21 protein-coding genes are annotated in these 21907 nt (G+C 58.4%); 20 read left to right on the forward strand and 1 reads right to left on the reverse strand.

From position 1 onward, the window contains the following. The first annotated feature begins 4 nt into the window (after nucleotides 1-4). The 19 genes from J2W17_RS13210 (at nucleotide 5) to J2W17_RS13300 (ending at nucleotide 20586) form a co-directional block, all read left to right on the forward strand. Nucleotides 5-802, forward strand: a complete 798-nt coding sequence (locus J2W17_RS13210; protein WP_128874600.1) for a ParA family protein — start codon at nucleotides 5-7, stop codon at nucleotides 800-802. Between the two features lie 9 nt (nucleotides 803-811). Next, on the forward strand, nucleotides 812-1684 hold the full coding sequence (locus J2W17_RS13215; protein WP_307334474.1) for a ParB/RepB/Spo0J family partition protein: 873 nt from the start codon (nucleotides 812-814) through the stop codon (nucleotides 1682-1684). A 148-nt stretch (nucleotides 1685-1832) separates the two neighbouring features. After that, nucleotides 1833-2240: a F0F1 ATP synthase subunit I gene (locus J2W17_RS13220; RefSeq protein WP_007948092.1), complete on the forward strand. Its 408-nt coding sequence runs from the start codon at nucleotides 1833-1835 to the stop codon at nucleotides 2238-2240. Between the two features lie 16 nt (nucleotides 2241-2256). After that, nucleotides 2257-3126: a F0F1 ATP synthase subunit A gene (gene atpB, locus J2W17_RS13225; protein WP_307334481.1), complete on the forward strand. Its 870-nt coding sequence runs from the start codon at nucleotides 2257-2259 to the stop codon at nucleotides 3124-3126. Between the two features lie 133 nt (nucleotides 3127-3259). Continuing rightward, on the forward strand, nucleotides 3260-3517 hold the full coding sequence (gene atpE / locus J2W17_RS13230) for a F0F1 ATP synthase subunit C (protein ID WP_002555987.1): 258 nt from the start codon (nucleotides 3260-3262) through the stop codon (nucleotides 3515-3517). 54 nt (nucleotides 3518-3571) lie between these two features. After that, a complete protein-coding gene (locus J2W17_RS13235; RefSeq protein ID WP_154849492.1) occupies nucleotides 3572-4042 on the forward strand; it encodes a F0F1 ATP synthase subunit B in 471 nt (156 codons plus the stop codon). 12 nt (nucleotides 4043-4054) lie between these two features. Next, a complete protein-coding gene (locus tag J2W17_RS13240) occupies nucleotides 4055-4591 on the forward strand; it encodes a F0F1 ATP synthase subunit delta (RefSeq protein ID WP_307334487.1) in 537 nt (178 codons plus the stop codon). Nucleotides 4592-4612: 21 nt separating this feature from the next. Beyond that, nucleotides 4613-6157, forward strand: a complete 1545-nt coding sequence (atpA, locus tag J2W17_RS13245; RefSeq protein WP_307334488.1) for a F0F1 ATP synthase subunit alpha — start codon at nucleotides 4613-4615, stop codon at nucleotides 6155-6157. A gap of 50 nt (nucleotides 6158-6207) precedes the next feature. Next, nucleotides 6208-7068: a F0F1 ATP synthase subunit gamma gene (atpG, locus tag J2W17_RS13250; protein WP_150799964.1), complete on the forward strand. Its 861-nt coding sequence runs from the start codon at nucleotides 6208-6210 to the stop codon at nucleotides 7066-7068. A gap of 27 nt (nucleotides 7069-7095) precedes the next feature. Next, nucleotides 7096-8475 carry a F0F1 ATP synthase subunit beta gene (gene atpD, locus J2W17_RS13255; protein WP_307334493.1) on the forward strand — a complete coding sequence of 460 codons (1380 nt, stop codon included), beginning with the start codon at nucleotides 7096-7098 and terminating at the stop codon, nucleotides 8473-8475. 45 nt (nucleotides 8476-8520) lie between these two features. Next, complete coding sequence (locus tag J2W17_RS13260) at nucleotides 8521-8946, forward strand: F0F1 ATP synthase subunit epsilon (protein WP_010465460.1); 426 nt, start codon at nucleotides 8521-8523, stop codon at nucleotides 8944-8946. Between the two features lie 116 nt (nucleotides 8947-9062). Then, complete coding sequence (gene glmU, locus J2W17_RS13265) at nucleotides 9063-10430, forward strand: bifunctional UDP-N-acetylglucosamine diphosphorylase/glucosamine-1-phosphate N-acetyltransferase GlmU (protein ID WP_307334495.1); 1368 nt, start codon at nucleotides 9063-9065, stop codon at nucleotides 10428-10430. Nucleotides 10431-10670: 240 nt separating this feature from the next. Next, nucleotides 10671-11447, forward strand: coding sequence for a DeoR/GlpR family DNA-binding transcription regulator (locus tag J2W17_RS13270; protein ID WP_307334498.1), 777 nt, complete (start codon nucleotides 10671-10673; stop codon nucleotides 11445-11447). A gap of 1 nt (nucleotide 11448) precedes the next feature. Continuing rightward, complete coding sequence (gene glmS, locus J2W17_RS13275) at nucleotides 11449-13281, forward strand: glutamine--fructose-6-phosphate transaminase (isomerizing) (RefSeq protein WP_307334501.1); 1833 nt, start codon at nucleotides 11449-11451, stop codon at nucleotides 13279-13281. A gap of 120 nt (nucleotides 13282-13401) precedes the next feature. Then, nucleotides 13402-14304 carry a LysR family transcriptional regulator gene (locus J2W17_RS13280; protein ID WP_307334504.1) on the forward strand — a complete coding sequence of 301 codons (903 nt, stop codon included), beginning with the start codon at nucleotides 13402-13404 and terminating at the stop codon, nucleotides 14302-14304. 130 nt (nucleotides 14305-14434) lie between these two features. Beyond that, nucleotides 14435-15061: a glutathione S-transferase family protein gene (locus J2W17_RS13285; protein ID WP_307334507.1), complete on the forward strand. Its 627-nt coding sequence runs from the start codon at nucleotides 14435-14437 to the stop codon at nucleotides 15059-15061. A gap of 64 nt (nucleotides 15062-15125) precedes the next feature. After that, nucleotides 15126-17156 (forward strand): pyridoxamine 5'-phosphate oxidase family protein, encoded by a 2031-nt coding sequence (locus J2W17_RS13290; protein ID WP_307334510.1) that lies wholly within the window; start codon nucleotides 15126-15128, stop codon nucleotides 17154-17156. Nucleotides 17157-17267: 111 nt separating this feature from the next. Then, on the forward strand, nucleotides 17268-18464 hold the full coding sequence (locus J2W17_RS13295; RefSeq protein ID WP_307334513.1) for a DUF3142 domain-containing protein: 1197 nt from the start codon (nucleotides 17268-17270) through the stop codon (nucleotides 18462-18464). Beyond that, nucleotides 18451-20586 carry a hypothetical protein gene (locus tag J2W17_RS13300; protein WP_307334515.1) on the forward strand — a complete coding sequence of 712 codons (2136 nt, stop codon included), beginning with the start codon at nucleotides 18451-18453 and terminating at the stop codon, nucleotides 20584-20586. Before J2W17_RS13295 ends, J2W17_RS13300 begins: the two co-directional genes overlap by 14 nt. Here J2W17_RS13300 and J2W17_RS13305 read toward each other — a convergent pair whose 3' ends face one another. Continuing rightward, nucleotides 20587-21216, reverse strand: coding sequence for a LysE family translocator (locus tag J2W17_RS13305; RefSeq protein WP_307334518.1), 630 nt, complete (start codon nucleotides 21214-21216; stop codon nucleotides 20587-20589). Nucleotides 21217-21361: 145 nt separating this feature from the next. Here J2W17_RS13305 and J2W17_RS13310 point away from each other — a divergent pair, with 145 nt between their 5' ends. Next, nucleotides 21362-21835, forward strand: a complete 474-nt coding sequence (locus J2W17_RS13310) for an Lrp/AsnC family transcriptional regulator (RefSeq protein ID WP_307334521.1) — start codon at nucleotides 21362-21364, stop codon at nucleotides 21833-21835. Nucleotides 21836-21907: the final 72 nt, after the last annotated feature.

The raw sequence follows: 21907 nt of genomic DNA on the forward strand, positions 1-21907 counted from the left end.
AAGAATGGCTAAGGTATTCGCGATTGCGAACCAAAAGGGTGGTGTGGGTAAAACCACCACCTGTATCAACCTCGCAGCTTCCCTGGTCGCTACCAAGCGACGGGTGTTGTTGATCGATCTCGATCCACAGGGCAACGCCACCATGGGTAGCGGTGTGGATAAACACGGCCTGGAAAACTCGGTCTACGACCTGTTGATCGGCGAATGTGACCTGGCGCAGGCCATGCACTACTCCGAGCACGGTGGTTACCAGCTGTTGCCAGCCAACCGCGACCTGACCGCCGCGGAAGTGGTTCTGCTGGAAATGCAGATGAAGGAGAGTCGCCTGCGCAGTGCGTTGGCGCCGATCCGTGAAAACTACGATTACATTCTGATCGACTGCCCGCCGTCGCTGTCGATGCTCACGCTTAACGCACTGGTCGCTGCCGATGGGGTGATTATCCCCATGCAATGCGAGTACTTCGCCCTCGAAGGCTTGAGCGACCTTGTGGACAACATCAAGCGCATCGCCGAGCTGCTCAACCCGAACCTGAAAGTCGAAGGCCTGTTGCGTACCATGTACGACCCGCGCCTGAGCCTGATGAACGATGTGTCGGCGCAGCTCAAGGAACACTTTGGCGAGCAGCTCTACGACACGGTCATTCCGCGCAACATCCGCCTGGCCGAAGCGCCAAGCTATGGCATGCCGGCGCTGGTGTACGACAAGACTTCGCGAGGCGCGATTGCCTATCTGGCATTGGCGGGCGAGATGGTTCGACGTCAACGCAAAAACTCACGCACCGCCGCCGCCCAGGCAACTTAAGGAATCCCCATGGCCGTCAAGAAACGAGGTCTCGGACGTGGACTGGATGCACTGCTGAGTGGTCCGACTGTCAGCTCGCTGGAAGAACAGGCGGTGCAGGCAGATCAACGTGAGCTGCAGCACCTGCCCCTGGACCTGATCCAGCGTGGCAAGTACCAGCCACGGCGAGACATGGATCCTCAGGCGCTGGAGGAGCTGGCGCAGTCGATCAAGGCCCAGGGCGTGATGCAGCCGATCGTGGTTCGTCCGATCGGCAGCGGTCGCTACGAGATCATTGCCGGCGAACGTCGCTGGCGCGCCAGCCAGCAGGCCGGCCAGGAAACGATCCCGGCGATGGTGCGCGACGTACCGGATGAAACCGCGATCGCCATGGCGCTGATCGAAAACATCCAGCGCGAGGACCTCAATCCGATCGAAGAAGCGGTGGCGTTGCAGCGTCTGCAGCAGGAATTCCAGCTGACTCAGCAACAAGTGGCCGAAGCGGTGGGCAAATCCCGCGTAACCGTCGCCAACCTGCTACGCTTGATCGCGTTGCCGGAAGTCATCAAAACCATGCTGTCCCACGGCGACCTGGAAATGGGTCATGCCCGTGCTTTGCTCGGTTTGCCGGAGATTCAACAGGTTGAAGGGGCGCGACACGTTGTCGCACGAGGACTGACCGTTCGCCAGACTGAAGCGCTGGTTCGCCAGTGGTTGAGTGGCAAACCGGAGCCTGCTGAACCGGTAAAGCCGGACCCGGATATCGCCCGGCTCGAACAGCGTCTGGCCGAGCGTTTAGGCTCTGCGGTGCAGATTCGTCACGGGAAAAAGGGGAAGGGGCAGTTGGTGATCGGTTACAACTCCCTCGATGAGCTTCAAGGTGTACTTGCACACATTCGCTGAAACATTTCCTCATGTAGCGTGCAGGTGGAAATCACTACCTGACAGTTGAATAGGGGCAGAACCGCCCCTATACTCTGCGCGCATTTTGTCGGCACAAATTATGCCAAGTTATTGAATTACGGCAGCCGATCATTGGGGAGCAAAAACGATGGAGAGCCGCACGCCAAACCGCTTGCCATTCCATCGCCTGGCAGTTTTTCCGGTCTTACTGGCTCAATTTGTCGTTTTGGTACTGGCCGCCTTGGCGCTTTGGTACTGGCATGGAGTCGTAGCCGGGTACTCAGGACTCTGCGGAGGCCTGATAGCCTTGCTGCCCAATGTTTATTTCGCTCACAGGGCATTTCGGTTTTCCGGCGCCCGGGCAGCTCAAGCCATCGTCCGGTCTTTTTATGCCGGTGAGGCGGGCAAACTGATTTTGACGGCAGTGCTCTTTGCATTGACGTTCGCAGGTGTGAAGCCATTGGCGCCGCTGGCTGTATTCGGCGTCTTCGTGTTGACCCAACTGGTCAGCTGGTTCGCGCCCCTGCTGATGAGAACAAGACTTTCGAGACCTTAGGGCGTTTGAGGCAACCATGGCAGAGACAACCGCTTCGGGCTATATCCAGCACCACTTGCAGAACCTGACCTTCGGGCAGCTACCTAACGGCGGCTGGGGTTTTGCCCACACCGCAGCAGAAGCCAAGGAAATGGGCTTCTGGGCTTTCCACGTCGATACCCTCGGCTGGTCGGTCGCGTTGGGTCTGATCTTCGTTCTTCTTTTCCGCATGGCGGCAAAGAAGGCGACGTCGGGTCAGCCTGGTGCTTTGCAGAACTTCGTTGAAGTATTGGTCGAATTCGTCGATGGCAGCGTGAAAGACAGCTTCCATGGCCGTAGCCCGGTAATTGCGCCGCTGGCACTGACCATCTTCGTCTGGGTCTTCCTGATGAACGCCGTCGACCTGATCCCGGTCGACTGGATTCCTCAGTTGGCCATCCTGATCACTGGCGATGCACACATTCCATTCCGTGCCGTATCGACCACTGACCCGAACGCTACCCTGGGCATGGCCCTGTCGGTGTTCGCGTTGATCATTTTCTACAGCATCAAGGTCAAGGGCATCGGCGGCTTCATCGGCGAATTGACCCTGCACCCGTTCGGCAGCAAGAACATTTTCGTTCAAGCCCTGCTGATTCCGGTGAACTTCCTGCTGGAGTTCGTGACGCTGGTCGCCAAGCCGATTTCCCTGGCACTGCGTCTGTTCGGCAACATGTACGCCGGCGAGCTGGTCTTCATTCTGATCGCTGTGATGTTCGGCAGCGGTCTGCTCTGGCTTAGCGGCCTGGGCATTGTTCTGCAGTGGGCGTGGGCAGTGTTCCACATCCTGATCATCACCCTGCAGGCGTTTATCTTCATGATGCTGACCATCGTTTACCTGTCGATGGCGCACGAAGAGAACCATTAAGACCAGTCTCGACTGGTCTGATGTCCCACCTGGTCAAACGGGTGGGTGCCCGAACAGGGCTATGAAACGATTTGTTTTACCGCTTTAAAATCTAAAAAACCTAAACCATACGACGTAAAAGTCGGGAGGAAAGATGGAAACTGTAGTTGGTCTAACCGCTATCGCTGTTGCACTGTTGATCGGCCTGGGCGCACTGGGTACCGCAATTGGTTTCGGCCTGTTGGGCGGCAAGTTCCTGGAAGGCGCCGCGCGTCAGCCAGAAATGGTTCCAATGCTGCAAGTCAAAATGTTCATCGTTGCCGGTCTGCTCGACGCCGTAACCATGATCGGTGTTGGTATCGCTCTGTTCTTCACCTTCGCGAACCCATTCGTTGGTCAACTCGCTGGCTAATTACTCACCTTCGAGTAATTGGTGTGATGTGCAACGAACGAGCGAGGTGTTGGCGTGAACATTAATGCAACCCTGATTGGCCAGTCCGTTGCGTTCTTCATTTTTGTACTGTTTTGCATGAAGTTCGTGTGGCCTCCGGTCATCGCGGCTTTGCACGAACGTCAGAAGAAGATCGCGGATGGACTGGACGCTGCCGCCCGAGCAGCTCGCGACCTGGAGTTGGCCCAAGATAAAGCGGGTCAACAACTGCGCGAAGCTAAAGCTCAGGCAGCCGAGATCATTGAGCAAGCCAAGAAACGCGGTAACCAGATCGTCGAAGAGGCTGTTGAAAAAGCCCGTATCGACGCTGAACGCGTGAAGGTTCAGGCTCAGGCCGAGATCGAACAGGAACTGAACAGTGTCAAAGACGCGCTGCGTGCCCAATTGGGTGCTCTGGCTGTCGGCGGCGCCGAGAAGATCCTGGGTGCCACAATCGATCAAAACGCGCACGCGGAGCTGGTAAACAAACTGGCTGCTGAAATTTAAGCGAGGGCGATCATGGCAGAATTGACCACGTTGGCCCGACCTTACGCTAAGGCAGCCTTCGAGCACGCCCAGGCCCACCAGCAACTGGCCTCTTGGTCAGCCATGCTCGGCCTGGCTGCAGCAGTGTCGCAAGACGACACCATGCAGCGCGTGCTCAAGGCCCCGCGACTGACGAGCGCAAACAAGGCCGCCACGTTTATTGACGTGTGCGGCGACAAGTTTGATGCCAAGGCACAGAACTTCATTCACGTCGTTGCCGAAAACGACCGTCTCCCGCTATTGCCGGAGATCGCCGCTCTGTTTGACCTGTACAAGGCTGAACAAGAGAAGTCGGTAGACGTTGAAGTCACCAGTGCTTTTGCATTGAACCAAGAACAGCAAGACAAACTCGCCAAGGTTCTCAGTGCACGACTCAACCGGGAAGTGCGCCTGCAAGTCGAGGAAGACAAATCCCTTATCGGGGGCATTGTCATCCGCGCCGGCGACCTGGTAATCGATGGCTCGGTTCGCGGCAAACTCGCGAGCCTTGCCGAAGCATTGAAATCTTGAGTTTGAAGGGGCAGCAGAGCAATGCAGCAACTCAATCCTTCCGAAATAAGTGAAATTATCAAGGGCCGCATCGACAAGCTCGATGTGACCTCCCAAGCCCGTAACGAAGGCACAGTCGTCAGCGTATCTGACGGTATCGTGCGGATTCACGGTCTGGCCGACGTCATGTACGGCGAGATGATCGAGTTTCCGGGCGGCGTCTTCGGTATGGCTCTCAACCTGGAGCAAGACTCCGTAGGTGCCGTGGTATTGGGCTCCTACCAGTCTCTGGCTGAAGGCATGAGCGCCAAGTGCACCGGCCGCATCCTCGAAGTTCCGGTTGGTAAGGAACTGTTGGGTCGCGTTGTCGACGCACTGGGTAACCCGGTTGACGGCAAAGGTCCGCTGAACAACACCGAGACCGATGCGGTCGAGAAAGTTGCTCCAGGCGTGATCTGGCGTAAGTCGGTAGACCAGCCTGTACAGACTGGCTACAAGGCTGTCGATGCCATGATTCCTGTCGGCCGTGGCCAGCGTGAGCTGATCATCGGTGACCGTCAGATCGGTAAAACCGCTCTGGCGATCGACGCGATCATCAACCAGAAGAACAGCGGCATTTTCTGCGTCTACGTGGCAATCGGTCAGAAACAATCGACCATCGCCAACGTGGTTCGCAAGCTGGAAGAGAACGGCGCGCTGGCTAACACCATCGTCGTCGCCGCGAGCGCTTCGGAATCTGCAGCACTGCAGTTCCTGGCACCGTACTCCGGTTGCACCATGGGTGAATTCTTCCGCGACCGCGGTGAAGACGCGCTGATCGTTTATGACGATCTGTCCAAGCAAGCAGTGGCTTACCGCCAGATTTCCCTGCTGCTGCGCCGTCCACCAGGTCGTGAAGCTTACCCAGGCGACGTGTTCTATCTCCACTCCCGTCTGCTGGAGCGCGCATCCCGCGTTTCGGAAGAATACGTAGAGAAGTTCACCAACGGCGCAGTGACCGGCAAAACCGGTTCCCTGACCGCACTGCCGATCATCGAAACCCAGGCTGGCGACGTTTCCGCGTTCGTTCCGACCAACGTGATTTCCATCACCGACGGTCAGATCTTCCTGGAATCGGCCATGTTCAACTCCGGGATCCGTCCTGCTGTGAACGCCGGTGTTTCGGTATCCCGTGTGGGTGGTGCCGCTCAGACCAAGATCATCAAGAAGCTCTCCGGTGGTATCCGTACCGCTCTGGCTCAGTACCGTGAACTGGCGGCATTCGCCCAGTTCGCTTCTGACCTGGACGAAGCGACCCGTAAGCAACTTGAGCATGGTCAGCGCGTTACCGAGCTGATGAAGCAGAAGCAATACGCACCAATGTCGATCGCTGACATGGCGCTGTCGCTGTATGCCGCTGAGCGTGGGTTCCTGACTGACGTTGAAATCGCCAAGATCGGCAGCTTCGAACAAGCGCTGATTGGTTTCTTCAACCGCGATCACGCCGATTTGATGGCGAAGATCAACGTGAAGGGTGACTTCAATGACGAAATCGACGCTGGCATGAAAGCCGGTATCGAGAAGTTCAAGGCCACCCAAACCTGGTAAGCCGCAGCGGGAGCCGCAAGGCTCCCGCTTGCTAACCTGATAGGTGTTACATGGCAGGCGCAAAAGAGATTCGCAGTAAGATTGCGAGCATCAAAAGCACGCAAAAGATTACCAGCGCCATGGAAAAAGTGGCGGTCAGTAAAATGCGCAAGGCACAAATGCGCATGGCTGCTAGCCGTCCTTATGCGGAGCGCATCCGCCAGGTTATTGGCCATCTGGCCAACGCCAACCCGGAATATCGCCACCCTTTCATGATCGACCGCGAAGTAAAGCGTGTCGGTTATGTCGTGGTGAGCAGTGACCGTGGTCTGTGTGGTGGTTTGAACACCAACCTGTTCAAGGCCCTGGTCAAGGACATGGCGGTAAACCGCGAAAACGGCGTCGAGATCGATCTGTGTGTGGTAGGTAGCAAGGGTGCGGCTTTCTTCCGCAACTTCGGCGGTAACGTCGTTGCAGCTATCAGCCACCTGGGTGAAGAGCCGTCGATCAATGACTTGATCGGCAGCGTCAAGGTGATGCTGGATGCCTACCTGGACGGCCGTATTGACCGCCTGTCCGTGGTGTCCAACAAGTTCGTCAACACCATGACGCAGCTGCCGACGGTGGAGCAATTGATTCCGCTGGTGGCAACCCCGGAAAAGGAACTCAAGCACCACTGGGATTATCTGTACGAGCCGGACGCCAAAGAGCTGCTTGACGGCTTGATGGTCCGTTACGTGGAGTCGCAGGTCTACCAGGCGGTGGTCGAGAACAACGCGGCTGAACAAGCTGCGCGGATGATCGCGATGAAGAACGCTACCGACAACGCCGGTGATTTGATCAGCGATTTGCAGCTGGTCTACAACAAGGCGCGTCAGGCTGCGATCACCCAAGAGATCTCGGAAATCGTCGGCGGCGCTGCCGCGGTTTAACGGTTCAAATATTCAGAGGATCCAGCTATGAGTAGCGGACGTATCGTTCAAATCATCGGCGCCGTTATCGACGTGGAATTTCCACGCGACAGCGTACCGAGCATCTACAACGCGCTGAAAGTTGTAAGCGCGGCTGAAACCACTCTGGAAGTCCAGCAGCAGTTGGGCGACGGCGTGGTTCGTACCATTGCGATGGGTTCCACCGAAGGCTTGAAGCGCGGTCTGGAAGTCACCGACTCCGGCGCGGCCATCTCCGTACCGGTCGGTAAAGCGACCCTGGGCCGGATCATGGATGTTCTGGGCAACCCGATCGACGAAGCTGGCCCGATCGCCACCGAAGAGCGCTGGGGCATTCACCGTCCTGCGCCATCCTTCGCTGAGCAAGCGGGCGGCAACGACCTGCTGGAAACCGGCATCAAGGTTATCGACCTGGTTTGCCCGTTCGCCAAGGGCGGTAAAGTCGGTCTGTTCGGTGGTGCCGGTGTAGGCAAAACCGTAAACATGATGGAACTGATCCGTAACATCGCCATCGAGCACAGCGGTTATTCCGTGTTCGCCGGTGTGGGTGAGCGTACTCGTGAGGGTAACGACTTCTACCACGAGATGAAGGATTCCAACGTTCTGGACAAAGTGGCACTGGTTTACGGTCAGATGAACGAGCCGCCGGGTAACCGTCTGCGCGTAGCACTGACCGGCCTGACCATGGCCGAGAAGTTCCGTGACGAAGGTAACGACGTTCTGCTGTTCGTCGACAACATCTATCGTTACACCCTGGCCGGTACTGAAGTATCCGCACTGTTGGGCCGTATGCCTTCCGCAGTAGGTTACCAGCCGACCCTGGCCGAAGAGATGGGTACTCTGCAAGAGCGTATCACTTCGACCAAAAACGGTTCGATCACCTCGATCCAGGCGGTATACGTACCGGCGGATGACTTGACTGACCCGTCGCCAGCGACCACCTTCGCCCACTTGGACGCCACCGTCGTTCTGTCCCGTGACATCGCCTCCCTGGGTATCTACCCGGCGGTCGATCCACTCGACTCGACTTCGCGCCAGCTGGACCCGAACGTGATCGGCCAGGACCACTACGATACCGCTCGCGGTGTACAGTACGTTCTGCAGCGTTACAAAGAACTGAAGGACATCATTGCGATCCTGGGTATGGACGAGCTGTCGGAAGCCGACAAGCAGTTGGTAAACCGTGCTCGTAAGATCCAGCGTTTCTTGTCGCAGCCGTTCTTCGTGGCTGAAGTCTTCACCGGTGCCTCGGGTAAATACGTTTCCCTGAAAGACACCATTGCTGGCTTCAAAGGCATCCTCAACGGTGACTACGACCACCTGCCAGAACAAGCGTTCTACATGGTCGGCGGCATCGAAGAAGCGATCGAGAAAGCCAAGAAACTGTAATCCCGGCGCCCGGCAACGGGCGCTAATTTAGGTTGAGGCAATCAGATGGCTATGACAGTCCATTGCGATATCGTCAGTGCGGAAGGGGAAATCTTTTCCGGCCTGGTCGAGATGGTGGTTGCGCACGGTGCACTGGGTGATCTTGGTATCGCCCTGGGTCACGCGCCGCTGATCACTAATCTCAAGCCGGGTCCTATCCGCTTGATCAAGCAGGGCGGGGAAGAGGAGGTGTATTACATCTCCGGCGGTTTCCTCGAGGTTCAGCCGAACATGGTCAAGGTTCTTGCCGACACCGTGCAACGTGCTGCCGACCTGGACGAAGCCTCCGCTCAGGAAGCCGTTAAGGCTGCCGAGAAGGCCTTGCATGAGCGGGGCGCGGAATTCGATTACGGTTCTGCTGCCGCACGTCTGGCCGAGGCTGCAGCTCAGCTGCGCACCGTCCAGCAGATCCGCAAGAAGTTCGGCCACTAAAAGGCCATCGCTTATTGCGCGATTGATTAAAAAGGGTAGCCTCGGCTACCCTTTTTTCTTTTCCGACATTCATCACTTGGTCGCAGCCGCTGACCACCCAGGATTGGTAGCCAGTCATGTCCCTAGAAATCGTTATCCTCGCTGCCGGTCAAGGCACTCGCATGCGTTCGGCATTGCCAAAAGTCCTGCATCCAATTGCAGGCAATTCGATGCTCGGCCACGTTATCCACAGCGCCCGGCAACTTGATCCCCAGCGCATCCACGTCGTGATCGGCCATGGTGCCGAAGCGGTGCGTGAACGCCTGGCCGCCGATGATCTGAATTTTGTCCTTCAGGACCAACAGCTCGGCACCGGCCATGCCGTCGCTCAAGCCGTACCCTTCATCGAATCCGACACTGTCCTGATTCTCTATGGTGACGTGCCGCTCATCGAGGTCGAAACACTCCAGCGCCTGCTGACGAAAGTAGCGCCACAGCAGTTGGGCTTGCTCACCGTGGAACTGGACGATCCTACCGGCTATGGCCGTATCGTGCGCGATGCCGCGGGCAAGGTGACGGCCATCGTCGAACAAAAAGACGCCAACGAAGCCGAGCGAGCGATCACCGAGGGCAACACCGGCATCCTGGCCCTGCCTTTCGCAAAACTGGGCGACTGGATGAACCGTCTCTCCAACAACAATGCCCAGGGCGAGTATTACCTGACCGACGTGATCGCCATGGCGGTCAGCGATGGTCTCGTGGTGGCTACCGAACAGCCTCACGATGCGATGGAAGTGCAGGGTGCCAACGACCGCAAGCAACTCTCCGAACTTGAACGTCATTATCAATTGCGCGCGGGTCGCCGTTTGATGGCCCAGGGTGTGACGCTGCGAGACCCGGCACGTTTTGATGTGCGCGGTGAAGTGACCGTCGGTCGCGACGTGCTGATTGATATCAACGTGATCCTTGAAGGCAAGGTCGTCATCGAAGACGACGTCGTGATCGGACCGAACTGCGTGATCAAGGACAGTACTTTGCGCAAAGGCGTGGTGATCAAGGCCAACAGCCATATTGAAGGCGCAATGCTTGGTGAAGGCAGCGATGCCGGTCCGTTCGCCCGAATTCGTCCGGGTACGGTCCTGGAGGCTCGGGCACATGTGGGTAACTTCGTCGAGCTGAAAAATGCGCATTTGGGTGAAGGCGCCAAGGCGGGTCATTTGACGTACCTGGGCGATGCCGAGGTCGGTGCGCGCACCAATATCGGCGCGGGTACCATCACGTGCAACTATGACGGCGCCAATAAGTGGAAGACCGTGTTGGGTGAGGATGTGTTCATCGGTTCCAACACCTCGTTGGTGGCGCCTGTGGATATCTCTTCCGGTGCAACCACTGGGGCGGGATCGACCATTACGCAGAATGTGGATAACGCGCAGTTGGCTGTAGGACGAGCGCGTCAGAAGAACATCGACGGATGGAAGCGGCCGGAGAAAATCAAGAAGAGCTAAGTTATCCACAGCGCATAAAGTCTAATTCGCGGGCAAGGTTCATTCTGTAGGTCTAAAGTTATCCACATTGGTTTTATCCACAAATGTGAATAGTTTAGGTGTGTAGAAACGAGTCTTGCCCGCGATGCGTTTATCCACAGAGCTTTTATCCACAGGTCTTCTGTCGTTTCCCACTTGACGAAGTTTCGATAATGGGTTTTGATTGCTTCCGCTATCTTTCGAATCGAAACTTAACTGCCCATGTCGAAACGCAATACACCTCAACGCCGTCACAATATTCTCGCTTTGCTCAACGAGCAGGGCGAAGTCACTGTGGATGAGTTGGCCAAGCGCTTCGAGACTTCGGAAGTTACGATTCGCAAGGATCTGGCTGCGCTTGAAAGCAATGGCTTGCTTCTGCGCCGCTATGGCGGTGCCATCACCATGCCTCAGGAACTGGTGGCCGATCTCGGTCAACCGATCTCCAGCTATAAGCAGGCAATCGCTCGCGCAGCCGTTTTGCGAATCCGCGAGCATGCGCGAATCATCATCGACAGCGGCAGTACGACGGCGGCGATGATCCCGGAACTCGGCCAGCAACCGGGCCTTGTGGTGATGACCAATTCGCTGCACGTTGCCAATGCCTTGAGCGAACTCGAACACGAGCCGGTGCTGTTAATGACCGGTGGTACCTGGGACCCGCATTCCGAATCCTTTCAGGGGCAGGTTGCCGAGCAGGTACTACGCTCTTACGACTTCGACCAGCTATTCATCGGAGCCGATGGCATTGACTTGGTACGCGGCACGACCACCTTCAACGAATTGCTGGGACTGAGCCGGGTCATGGCCGAGGTCGCCCGCGAAGTAGTGGTGATGGTGGAGGCCGACAAGATAGGCCGCAAGATTCACAACCTGGAGCTGCCGTGGAGCAGCGTTCATACCCTAATTACCGATGATCGCCTGCCGCTTGAGGCACGTGATCAGATTCAGGCCCGCGGTATCAATTTGATTTGCGCGCCTGTCAGTCAGGAGAAATAGCATGTGCGGAATTGTCGGCGCAGTCGCTGAACGTAACATTACTGCCATCTTGCTTGAAGGCCTCAAACGCCTTGAATACCGCGGTTATGACAGCGCGGGTGTAGCGATTTTCACTAACGGCGGAACGCTTGAGCGCACGCGTCGTCCGGGTAAGGTCAGTGAGTTGGAGCAGGCCCTGGAAAACGAACCTCTGGCCGGTCGGCTGGGCATCGCCCACACACGCTGGGCAACTCACGGCGCACCTTGCGAACGCAACGCTCACCCGCATTTCGCCGGTGATCTGGCGGTGGTGCACAACGGCATCATCGAGAACCACGAAACCCTGCGCGCACAGCTCAAGGATTTGGGTTACGTCTTTACCTCGGACACCGACACCGAAGTCATCGCCCACCTGCTGGAGCACAAACTCAAGGAGTTGGGCGATCTGACCGTGGCCCTCAAGGCGACTGTCAAGGAACTGCACGGCGCCTATGGCCTGGCGGTGATCAGTGCTCAACAACCGGATCGACTGGTCGCAGCCCGTAGTGGCAGTCCGTTGGTGATCGGCCTGGGCATGGGAGAAAACTTCCTGGCCTCCGACCAATTGGCGTTGCGTCAGGTCACTGATCGTTTCGTATACCTTGAAGAAGGTGATATCGCCGAAATTCGCCGCGAAAGCGTGCAAATCTGGGACGTTGACGGTCAGGCCGTCGAGCGCGAGTCCGTGCAGTATCGCGACGGTGCCGAAGCCGCCGACAAAGGTGAATTCCGCCATTACATGCTCAAGGAAATCCATGAGCAACCGGCCGTGGTGCAGCGTACCCTGGAAGGTCGCCTGAGTCAGAATCAGGTGTTGGTCCAGGCGTTTGGTCCACAGGCCGCCGAATTGTTCGCCAAAGTGCGTAACGTGCAGATCGTCGCGTGTGGCACCAGCTACCACGCCGGCATGGTTGCCCGTTACTGGCTCGAAGAGTTGGCGGGTATCCCTTGCCAGGTCGAAGTCGCCAGCGAATTCCGCTATCGTAAAGTCGTCGTGCAGGCCGACACCCTGTTCGTGACCATTTCCCAATCCGGAGAAACCGCCGACACCCTGGCCGCTCTGCGTAACGCCAAAGAGCTGGGCTACCTGGCGAGCCTGGCGATCTGCAATGTCGGTATCAGTTCGCTGGTACGTGAATCGGACCTGACCCTGTTGACCCAGGCCGGTCGCGAAATCGGCGTGGCCTCGACCAAAGCCTTCACCACTCAGTTGGTCGGCCTGCTGTTGCTGACGCTGTCCCTGGGTCAGGTGCGCGGCACCTTGGCCAGCGGTGTTGAAGCCACTCTGGTCGAAGAACTGCGTCGCCTGCCGAGCCGCCTGGGTGAAGCCCTGGCCATGGACAGTACCGTGGAAAAAATCGCCGAACTGTTCGCCGAGAAGAACCACACGCTGTTCCTCGGTCGTGGCGCACAGTTCCCGGTCGCAATGGAAGGCGCGCTCAAGCTCAAGGAAATCTCCTACATCCACGCCGAAGCCTATCCCGCTGGCGAGCTGAAACACGGCCCGTTGGCGCTGGTGGATAACGACATGCCAGTAGTGACCGTTGCGCCAAACAACGAACTGCTGGAGAAGCTCAAGTCCAACCTCCAGGAAGTCCGCGCCCGTGGTGGCGAGCTGATCGTCTTCGCGGACGAGCAGGCAGGCATGACCAATGGTGAAGGTACTCACGTGGTGCAGATGCCGCACATCCACGACATCCTGTCGCCGATCCTCTACACCATTCCGCTGCAGTTGCTCTCGTACTACGTGGCGGTGTTGAAAGGCACTGACGTCGACCAGCCGCGCAACCTGGCGAAGTCGGTGACGGTGGAGTAAGTTATCCACAACCCCCGGTAGAGCCAAAAAGATCGCACCCTTCGCAGCGCCAACAGGAAGTACCCCTGTAGGATCTGTCGAAGGCTGCGATTTTTTTATTTTGGATAAGGACATGCCCTTATGGACCGGTTCCAGGAAATGCAGGTTTTCGCTGCTGTCGCCCAGGAGCAGGGCTTCTCGGCGGCGGCGCGGCGTTTGGGCATGTCGGCCGCCAGCGTCACCCGGGCGGTGGCGGCGCTGGAGAAGCGCATTGGCACGCGACTACTAACCCGCACGACTCGCAGCGTCCATTTGAGCGAAGCCGGCCAGCGTTATCTCGAAGACTGCCGCAGGATTCTCGCCGAGGTGCAGGAAGCCGAGGATTCGGCGGCGGGCAGTCACACTCAACCTCGTGGGCAATTGACGATCACCGCGCCAGTGTTGTTCGGCGAATTGTTCGTCACTCCGTTGATGGTGGATTACCTGAACCGGTATCCCGAGGTCAGCATCAACGGCGTGCTGGTCGACCGGGTGGTGAGCATGGTCGAGGAGGGCATTGATGTCGCCGTGCGCATCGGTGAGTTGCCCGACAGTAACCAGCACGCGATTCGCGTGGGTGAAGTGCGGCGGGTGATTTGCGGATCACCAGCGATCCTGATGGCCCAGGGTCGGCCTCGACACCCTCAGGATCTTGCTCTGGCGCCGGTTATTGCCACATCCGCTATCGGTCAACTGAGAAGCTGGCCTTTTCTTGACGCAGGAGAGCCCTTGAATGTTCGCCCGGAACCGCGGCTGGTGGTGACGGCGAATCAGGCGGCCATTACCGCGGCGTGTCTGGGGCTGGGTTTCACCCGGGTCCTGTCTTATCAAGTCGCCAGCAAAGTCGCGGCGGGTGAATTGGAAATCGTATTGGCGGAATTCGAGTTGCCGCCATTGCCCATCCATGTGGTGTATCAGGGCGGACGCAACGCTCCGGCGCGGATTCGCAGTTTCGTGGATTTTGCAGTGAACGCCTTGCGGGAACATCACGCCTTGCAGCACTGATGCATTATTGCTTTGGCTGAAATAATGGATTGCGTTTTCTGGTTATTCTATTGCTTTGGTTGCGAGTGGAAGATAGCGGACATCGGCGCTGATCGGTCCTGAACAGCGCCACTACCCTGCGGAGTCAACCATGCAAGCGATCAAACTCTACAACTTCCCCCGGTCCGGCCATGCTCACCGTGTGGAGTTGATGCTGTCCCTGCTGCAACTGCCGACCGAGCTGATTTTCGTCGATCTGGCCAAGGGCGCGCACAAGCAGCCGGAGTTCCTGGCGCTCAATCCTTTCGGTCAGGTTCCGGCGATTGATGATCAAGGCGTGGTACTGGCGGATTCCAACGCGATTCTGGTGTATCTGGCGCAAAAATATGGCAACGGTCGCTGGCTGCCAACCGACCCGGTCGGTGCCGCCAGGGTTCAGCGCTGGTTATCGTTCGCCGCCGGACCTCTCGCTTTCGGTCCTGCCAGGGCCAGGTTGATCACCGTGTTCGGTGCGTCTTACAACGCTGAAGAGGTGATCGCTTACTCGCACACCTGGCTCAAGGTCATCGATCAGGAACTGGCCAATTCGACTTATCTGGTCGGCAGCGAGCCGACCATTGCCGACGTCGCGGCGTATAGCTACATCGCCCATGCACCTGAAGGCAATGTGTCCCTCGACGACTACAGCAATGTGCGGGCCTGGCTGGCGCGCATAGAAGCCTTGCCCGGTTTCGTCGGAATGCCGCGCACCGTCGTCGGCCTGCAAAAAACCGCCTGATGCCCGTGGCCCGCTATTGAAAGGGTCGTTCATGCTGCGTCGATGGCGCAGGGGAGATGCCGTTATGGACCGTTCGCCTTGGCATGCCGGCGAGAAACAGTTGCAGGCCCGCGTGGGTGTTGCCGAGCGAATGGAGACGCTCGGTCGCAGGGTGATTCGCAGCGAGATGCCGGATCAGCACCGCACCTTTTATCAGCAACTGCCATTCATGCTGTACGGCACGGTGGATGCCGATGGCAAACCATGGGCCAGCATTCTTGAGGGCGAGCCGGGCTTCGCTCACTCGCCCAAGCCCGACACGCTGCAATTCAGCCGCCTGCCAAGCGCCGACGATCCAGCGCAATTGAGTCATGGCGCGGCGATTGGCTTGCTGGGCATCGAATTGCACACCCGACGGCGCAACCGCATCAACGGTCGCATTCACACAATGACGGCCGGCGGCTTCGATGTCAGCGTGGAACAGTCCTTCGGCAATTGCCCGCAATACATTCAATTGCGGCAGTTTCGCTCGGTGCCACTGGCCGATCCTTCGACCCGCATCGCCCGGCATCTCGACGGGCTGGATGATGCGGCCCGAGCCATGATCGCCGGTGCCGATACTTTTTTCGTCGCCAGTTACGTGGATGTCGATGGTCAGCGTTCGGTGGATGTTTCGCACCGCGGCGGTCAGTCCGGTTTTGTCCAGGTGGAAGGTAATCGCCTGACCATTCCGGATTTCGCCGGCAATCTGTTCTTCAACACTTTGGGCAACTTGCTGCTCAACCCGCGCGCCGGCTTGCTGTTCATCGATTTCAACTCGGGCGATCTGCTCCAGCTCAGCGGGCGCACCGAAATCATCCTTGAAGGCCCGCAAGTCCAGGCCTTCCAAGGGGCCGAGCGCCTGTGGACATTCGAGGTGGAAAGTGTCGTCCGGCGCCCGGCAGCGTTGTCTTTGCGCTGGCGCTTCGATGGCGTTTCACCCACCAGTTTGCTGACAGGTACATGGGAGCAGGCCCGGGCTCGTCTGCAAGCCCAGGCCCTTGGCGACCAATGGCGGCCGTTGCGGGTGGTGCGGATCGAATCGGAAAGTCACCATATCCGCTCGATCTATCTGCAGCCCGCCGATGACGCCGGATTCCCGGTGTTTCAGGCCGGGCAACATTTGCCGCTGCGATTCACTATTGCGGGCGAGGTGCATATCCGCACCTACAGCCTGTCGAGTGCGCCGTCCGATGATTTTTTGCGCATCAGTGTGAAGCACGAAGGTCTGGTTTCTTCGTTTTTGCATGAACAGGTTCGTGTGGGTGATCTGCTGGAGGCCCGCGCGCCTCAAGGGCATTTCACCGTGGCGCCCCATGAACGCCGGCCACTGGTGTTGCTCGCGGCGGGGGTCGGTATCACGCCGCTGCTGTCGATGCTGCGCGAAGTGGTTTACCAGGGCCTGCGCACCCGTCACATTCGCCCGACCTGGTTTTTCCAGGGTTCGCGAACCTTGGCCGATCAGCCGTTTCGGGCGGAACTGAATCGCTTGCTCGACGGTGCAGGTGACGCAGTGAGGGTGCTGCGCCTGCTTAGTCAGCCGGAACCCGGGGCGCGTGAGGGCGAGGACTTTGATCTGAGCGGACGAATCGACATCGCGTTGCTCAAGACCATTCTCGAAGTGGAGGACTACGATCAACTGGATTTCGTCCTCTGTGGTCCGGGCAATTTTACCCAGGGGCTATACGACAACCTGCGGGATCTGGACATCCGTGATGCCAGGATTCACGCCGAAACCTTCGGCCCCTCGACCTTGCGTCGCAAGCCGGATCCTGACGCGGTGGTCATCGATCAACCAGCAGCGGCCATTACGCCGGTACCGGTAGTGTTCCAGCGCTCGGCCAAAGAAGCACGCTGGCAACCCGATGGCGGCAGTTTGCTGGAGTTGGCGGAAAGCCGTGGGCTGCGCCCGGAATTCAGCTGTCGGGGCGGTTCCTGCGGAACCTGCAAGACTCGTTTGATCAGCGGCCAGGTCAATTATCCCCAGCCGCCGGCGGAGGTACCGGACGAAGGTCAGGTACTGATTTGCTGCGCAATTCCCGCCCAGGGTTCGCAACCTTTGGTGTTAGATATCTGATGAGCCTCTGCAGTGAGCATTTGCCCATCGGACGGGGCCTCAGTAGGGTAGGGGCAAGAACGACAAGGGGCCATGAACGGCCCTTTTCGCATTTCAGGGATAAGGCTGTTAATGGCTTTTTTGACTCGATTGATCGTGTTGCTCGCAGCGGTGGAATTGCTCAATGGTTGCGAGCGACAGGACGTTCCGCCACTGGACCAGCAGCTCTACGTCTGGCAACGACAATGGACCCCGGCCCATGAAGCCGCCCTCAAGGACAGCCGCGCGGACTTTTCGACCCTGCGGGTACTGGCCCTGCAAGCGTTCCCGCAGGCGGGCTGGAGTCGAGCGCGCATTGATCCGGAGCTGCTCAAAAGTGACGGCAGACCGTTGATAGCGGTGGTTCGTCTCGATGGTCAGCTCAAGTCGCTGGATCAGCACGAAGTCGCCGAGCAGATTCAACGGGTGCTCGACGATTGGCAAGGGAAGGGACTGAACCTCTCCGGCGTTGAAATCGACCACGATGCAGGCAATGCCCGATTACCGGCCTATCGGGAGTTTCTTCTGCATTTACGATCGGTTCTGCCAGCGTCACTGCCATTAAGCATCACTGCCTTACCTTCCTGGCTCGACAGTCCCGCGTTGCCGGCGCTCTTATCCACAGTCGACAGCAGCGTGTTGCAGGTGCATGCGGTCAGCGATCCACGCAGTGGCTTGTTCGATCCCGATCAGGCCAACAAGTGGGCCAAGGCCTGGGGCCGCATTACCGCGAAACCTTTTTATCTGGCGCTGCCAGCCTATGGCGTAGCGTTGTTGCCGGGGGACAACGGCGCACCGGTCGTGGAAAGCGAAGTGCCCCTTGAGCGGGGTGGCATGCGTCAGGAATTACTGGCCGATCCGCAGCAACTGAGCCAACTCGGCAGGCAATTACGCCACGATCCTCCGGCTCACCTGACGGGCCTGATCTGGTTCCGTCTGCCGCTGACCAACGACCGCCGGGCATGGAGCCTGACCACCTTGCGCGCCGTGGCACGCGGCGATGCACTCGACAGTCAGCTGACGCTGAAACTCTCAGCGAAAGAAGGACTTTACGACATCAGTCTCGGTAATCAGGGCAACCTCGACGCCGCCTGGCCCGAACGCCTGACCTTGGCGGTACAGGGCTGTGACGGCGCCGATGCCCTGGCCGGCTACGCGTTGCAACAGAGCCCGGATCTGCTTACCTTCACGCGCCTGCGTGGCGGCCGGATAGCGGCCGGCGATCAGCGCGCCATCGGTTGGGCGCGCTGTACAAATATTGATCAAGGAGCTTCGAATGTTCACCCGTAACTGGCCCCGTCACCTGCTGTGCCTTAGCCTCAGCTTGCCGCTGGGTTCGGCGCTGGCCTGCGGGCCAGACTTCCCGATGCGCCTGCTGGATAACCGGGGTCAGTCGCTGGCGGAGCTGCCGGAAGGCAACTTCATCTTCGAAATCAATCGCCTCGGGCATGCGATCGCCGGGCTCAAGAACGTCACGGGCGCCACCCTCAATCCGAATGTCGGCTACGGCGATGCGCCCGATCATGCCGAACAGCGGGACAACGCAGAGCAGGCCGGTTTGACGCCAGAGCAGCAAGCCCGGGCGAAACAGCTGCGTAGCCTGGCCGATGCCGGGCAGGTCGAGATTCAAGGCGCAGATCTGCCGGATGAGTTCAAACTCTACCTGGCAGGTGCCGTGGCGTTCAATGCGGGTGACTATGGGCTGGCGCTCGAGTACTTCCAGAAGGTCCTGGCATTACCAGTTGACGAGAGAAGATTGCGCAGCACCTGGGCCGCTTATTCATCAGGTCGGGCGTTGTTTGCCATGAGCTCCGAAGCGGGGTCGGGTCCCGATTCGCTGGATCAGGCGCGAAAGGCATTCGAGCAAACTCGTCAGCTGAGCATCGATGGCTTCAGCGATCCACTAGAGCTGGGCGTCGCCAGCCTTGGCGAAGAGGCCCGGGTAGTGCGCAGTGCGGGTGACTGGAACCGCGCCATCGAACTCTATGCCACGCAAAACCTCCATGGTTCGGCGGTGGGCTACACCTCGCTCAAACTGTTGATGAACGATCTGGCGGCGATGCCCGAAGATCAACTGGCTCCGTTGCTCAAGGGCAAAACGGTGCAGCAACTGGTCACGGCATCGTTGATCAGTCGGATGGGCTGGTCATTCGGTGATCAGCCGCCGAACGAATCGAAGCTGATCAAACTGTTGCAAAACAGCACTCGGGGTAGCCTCGAGAATGCTGATCGTCTGGCGGCGGTCAATTATCAGCAGGGTGACTACGCCAGTGCCAAGGCATTCCTTGAACACGCGGGCGATGGCGGTCTGGCCTGGTGGCTGCGGGCGAAACTGGCGATGCGCGATGGCGATAAGACTGCGGCCGCCGCAGCGTATGCCAAGGCCGCCCACGCCTTCCCGCAGAATGAATCCTGGGGTGAACGACGTACCCCGGATTGGGATTACGAAACCCTGCAGCCAAAATGCCGGGTCGAAGGTGAAAGCGCGATCCTGGCGTTACAGCGTGGGGATTACCTGCAAGCTTTCGATCAGCTCTATCGCAGCAACGACATTTATTGGTTCGACGCGGCAACGGTTGCCGAGCGGGTGCTGACCCTCGATGAGCTCAAGCAATACGTCGACACACATGTGCCAGCGCCAGCTGCGCTGACCCGGCAAGAGCGCGATAACTATGTGCCGTTGCCGGTGGCCGCCAAATTGCGCAATTTGCTGGGGCGGCGGTTGCTGCGTGAAGAGCGCTACGAAGAAGCGCTAGCGTACTTTGATAACGCCGAGTTGCAGGCCAAGGCGAAGTGGTATGGGGAGTTGCGCAACGATGCAGAATCAAAATGGTGGCCTACCAAACGGGCATTTGCTTATTACCATGCCGCGACAGTGGCGCGTTTTGATGGCATGGAGCTCCTGGGGTACGAAATGTCTCCCGATTACGCGACATTCGGCGGTAATTACAGCCTGGAAGCTCCCGAACTCAAAGTCGGACCGCTGATGGCCGAGGGGGAGGTCAAGCGACAGCAAGCCTCGGTGGCGCAGCCTGACGAGCGTTTCCATTATCGTTTTGTCGCCACGGCACTGGCGAGCAAGGCCGCGGATTATTTGCCCCACAGCAGTCAGGCTTTCGCGGCAGTGCTGTGTTTGGCTTCGTCTTGGGGCACCGGCGTCCAGGAGCAACGCGCGTTCTACCGCCGTTATGTCGAGGAAGGACCCTATGTGCCTTTTGCTGGCGATTTCGGGCATATATGCGAGTATCCGGACTTCCAGAATGCCGACAAACGCTATGTGACTCAAGTCATCGACGCTGCGCGTTCCGTACTGCGCCCCTATAAGAATCCATTGCAGTTTGGCGGCGTGATCGCTCTCACCGCAGCAGCCCTGGTGCTGATCAATCGTCGCAAGCGCAAAGCGATGAGGTAATCAGGCCTGTTGCACGAAGGTCAACCGCACCGCGAAACCGATCAGCAGGCTACCGAACAGCCACTGCTGTAACCGCTGGGCCGATGGACTGCGTTGCAGCCAGCGGCCCAGCGCGGCGCCGGCCAGAGCATAAGCGCTGTCGAACATAAGACCGACACTGACCAGCACTACGCCCAAGGTCGCAAACTGTGAGAGTACCGGCCCCGCCTCAGGATTGATGAATTGCGGCAACAGCACTGAGCAGAACAGCAGTGCTTTGGGGTTAAGCAGGTTAGTGAGCAAACCGCGCTGGATTGCTGAGCGCCATCGAAGTTTGTCGCAGCTGCGGCCTGCATGGTTCAGGTCGGGCAGTAGAGTGGTTCGCAGGCACTGAATGCCGATCCACAGCAAATACGCGGCCCCGGCCAGGCGGACGATATCGAACGTCCAGGGCGCTGCTTTAAACAGCGTCGCCAGCCCGAGCGCCGCCAATGCCACATGGCAACCCCGGGCAATGCCCAAGCCTACCGCCGTCGCCAGTGCCGCGCCTTTGCCCTGACGGGCGCCGGTCTGCAACAGCAGGATCATGTCCGGGCCAGGTAGCAGATAAACCACCGCCAACGCCATGAAAAACAGCCAGAGTCCTGCCACCTTGCACCCCATTCGTGGTCTATTCGGTACGCTCAGTCTAGGGCTGAAGGGCAGGGCAGGTGCATGCGTAGTTTGCTTATAAACCCACTGGATTTAGCATAATCTGTCACTGTAAACGCGATATTCCATTGGGATCTGCCAAATTATGAAACTCGACTCCTATGACCGCAAGATACTCGCAGCGCTGCAACGGGACGGTCGCCTGAGCAATGTGCAACTCGCCGATGAGATCGGGCTGTCCGCATCGCCCTGTTTGCGCAGGGTGCGGATGCTCGAAGACGCCGGGGTGATTCGCGGCTATCAAGCCACGCTTGATCGTGATGAAGTCGGGCTGGGGCTGACGGTGTTTGTCGGGGTCAAGGTCGAGCGCCACACCGATGAACAGGCGGAATCCTTTCGTTTGGCCGTAACGGCATTGCCGGAGGTGATTTCGGCATTCCTGGTATCGGGGGAATCGGATTTTCTATTGCAGGTAGTGGTGCCGGATTTGCGTGCCTATGACCGTTTTCTCACTGGGCGCCTGTTGAAGCTGCCAGGGGTGAGTGACATCCGCAGCAACTTTGCGATTCACACGGTGAAGACCCCGGGTGCGTTGCCGTTGGGCCATTTGCCCGCCTGAATCGTTAAAAATTGCCCGCTGCCCCAGCGCCGGCGTAATCCCGGTATGTCGAAACAATACAAAAATTTCACC

It is taken from the genome of Pseudomonas lini, assembly GCF_030812475.1.
Classification (GTDB): Bacteria; Pseudomonadota; Gammaproteobacteria; order Pseudomonadales; family Pseudomonadaceae; genus Aquipseudomonas; species Aquipseudomonas lini_A.